Below are 2,953 nucleotides of genomic sequence, written 5' to 3' on the forward strand. Positions count from 1 at the left end.
TTAAGATACTGATTTCTAAGGTCTTATTCAAATTTATTCACGCCTATTTTTCTGATTGTCAAATATTTACACTAGTTATTACCGAACTATTGAGACTCAAACTTTAATGAATTAGGCATGCCCGAAAGGTGTGCATCAAATTTTCCGCTGGTTTGAATACCCTGAATAGGGATTAATGATTTAAACTCATCCAAACTTTTTATTGTAGCTGACAAAACAACGTCGGAATTTGATCTTTTGCTGTAATTTCCCTTAGCTTTAAGATTAAGTGTCTGAGTTTGCACCAAAAGCGAATCTAACTGAATATTTTCATTGGAATATCCAACACTTGCCATTACAGTATCAAGCCCTATACCAGACATTTGTGATTCAAAAATCAAAACATTTGCTTTGGCAATCATAGTCTTTGGATCAAATCCCCTTCCTTGTAATTGTGCCTTCATATTGATAGATGACCTAAGGCTATCGACTCCAGTAAGTTGTGCCAAATCAAGTCGGCGGGTAACCAAATCGACCATATAGGTCGGGCGTTTACCCATTACATCAGTAATTTCGGGTTTTACACTAAATTCTCCAAACTCGCCTCTGCCCTGAACGTTACCCTTCAGAAACCCTCTATTCAATTGAAAAGCAAAATCAATATGCTGAATGGTTTTATCGCGGATTCTTAAATCCTTTAAATTGCCATGCACAGCTGCCACAGCCGTTGATGGAGAAATTCCTTTTCCTTGTGCCGAAACGTTACCATTAATGATATAATTCATATCATTTAAACCAGCCCAGCGCTTCAGATTAACATTTACCAGTTTGCCGTTCAATTTATAACTTATAAGAGAATCTGCTTGATGATAAACCAGATTAGGAAAATTAGCTAATGCCAAATTCAAGTGAATACTTTCATCATGATCCTTTAGATCAATTGTGGCAACCAGCGAATCATTTTTTATCGATGCATCAAATTTAAAACCAGGTGTAACCGGTATTTTTATCCCTTTAAGGAAATATTCAAATTCACTCAGATGAACAGGCTCTGTTTGAATATCGGCACTGGCTTGCATCTTATCTTTTGTGTAATATCGACCTTTCCCTTTAAGTTGATTTTGTGTTGTTTTCAGGTAAAGGTTTTTTAATTCAATAATTTCCTGATTACGCGTCAACTCAAATGACAATTTCTTTAAGTTCAGGTCAGGAGATTTTGTTTGCAAAGAAAACTCCTGCAAAATAATTTTCTGTTTTTGCTTTGCGTAATTCAGTGAGAATTTAGAGTTGAGATGGCCAATTTCCCTTGGAATCAATGTATCCGAAGTCTCTATCTTAATAAGTCCTTCAACAATCTGAACTTTGGTTATGTCTATTTCAATTGAACCAGAACTACTAATAGTATCATCAGGAAGAGCATTTGATGGTTTTAAAATTTGCTGCAGATTCCAAGTTGAATCATTAATCTGTTGGAGAAAAATATATGGATGATCTAACTTTACAGATGAAATCTCAAGTTTACCCCAAAAGAGCGGCAACAGGTTATATCCAGCATTTATTTCAGAAATAAACGCGATGGTGTCCAGGTTAGATTTGAGTAAAACATTACGCACTATCAAGCCAGAAAAAAGACTGCCATCAACACTGCCAATGGAGAGCTTTCCGTTTATATACTTGGAAGCTTGCTTTTCTAAGATTGGTGGCAGTTTTTTATGAAAATAATCAGTCTGAACCAGAACCCCAGCAAGTATAACAATGAGGATCAGGATAAGAATAACCCCGAGAAAAATCCGATATATATATTTGATAGTTTTCTTCATGAGTTAAAAAGCTTGTCCAACACTGATAAAAAACTGTGGCTTTTTTTTCTCGTTCCAAACAGGAAAACCCACATCGAAACGAATAGGACCAATAGGCGTTTCAACACGGATTCCACCACCGACTGCATACGCTAGTTCTTTCAATTTATAGGTATATGATTCAGTCCATACATTCCCGGCGTCCAAAAAAGCGACTCCGCTTACCTTCCAAAACAAAGGATAACGAGCTTCTAGATTTCCTTCCATCACACTTTTACCTCCAAGTGGAGAACCATTGCTACGTTTTGGCCCCAGGTCAGACCGGTTCCATCCGCGAACCGAGTTACTACCTCCGGAGTAAAAACGGTCTTCAACTGGAATGAACTGACTAGTATCAGCTGAATGAATTCCTCCAGTCAAAATTCTGAATGCAATTACAACATCGCCTATTTCATAATAAGTTCGAAATTCGGCCCATAAGCTGTTGTAGTTAAAATCACTACCTAATAAATAACCGTTCAGTTTAAATCCAATAAACGCAGTGATTCCCTGTGTAGGAAAGAACTGGGGTTTAGAATTATTGAATCTAGTACTCACCAGTATGCCTGATTTATTATAAGGAAATATTCCATCTCCTGAATGCGGTATCTCTTCATAACCTTGACCAACATCTTGCTTTACGCGCTCCAGATAATACGTTAAAGTGCTGCTGAAATCATCACTGAACCGGTAAGTAATAGGAACATTTAAACCAAAGGTTTGCGTTACATAACCAGGCTCTGAATTTTTTATAATAAAAGGATTTAGGGTGATAGAACTTTTCTTAGTTAAAAACTGAGGCTGAATCCATTTTAAACTAGCTGAATAGGGTTCGAGTGACGAATGCTTCAAATTAAGTTTGAGCTGTCGTGCACCTCCGAGAAACCCCTTATAACCAAAATCCAAAAAAGCCCTGAATTGGTCTTCAGTGCCATATCCCGCACCGAAACGAGTGGTTAGCCGCGGTGCTTCTTCAATAAAAAGATGGACTGGAATCGGTGTTTTTCGGGTTTTTGGATTTGTTTGGGGTAATACTGACACTACTTGATATTTCGGTGATATTGTGCCACTTGTTTCGGTGATATTGTGCCACAAAAAAAGGATGATTTCGTGACCAAATTTATGAATTAATTTGA

2 protein-coding genes are annotated in these 2,953 nt (G+C 37.2%); both read right to left on the reverse strand.

Translation table 11 applies throughout. The features are described 5' to 3' along the window. Positions 1–86 precede the first annotated feature (86 nt). Positions 87–1,799: an AsmA family protein gene (locus BLS65_RS17430; RefSeq protein WP_092441066.1), complete on the reverse strand. Its 1,713-nt coding sequence runs from the start codon at positions 1,797–1,799 to the stop codon at positions 87–89. 3 nt (positions 1,800–1,802) lie between these two features. Next, positions 1,803–2,953: autotransporter assembly complex protein TamA (locus tag BLS65_RS17435; RefSeq protein ID WP_139180985.1), on the reverse strand; the 1,151-nt coding region annotated here is incomplete at its 5' end.

This window comes from Williamwhitmania taraxaci, from assembly GCF_900096565.1.
Classification (GTDB): Bacteria; Bacteroidota; Bacteroidia; order Bacteroidales; family Williamwhitmaniaceae; genus Williamwhitmania; species Williamwhitmania taraxaci.

Coding starts and splice junctions, on each gene's coding strand:
- BLS65_RS17430 (WP_092441066.1), bottom strand. CDS start 1,799: ATGAAGAAAACTATCAAATATATATATCGGATTTTTCTCGGGGTTATT.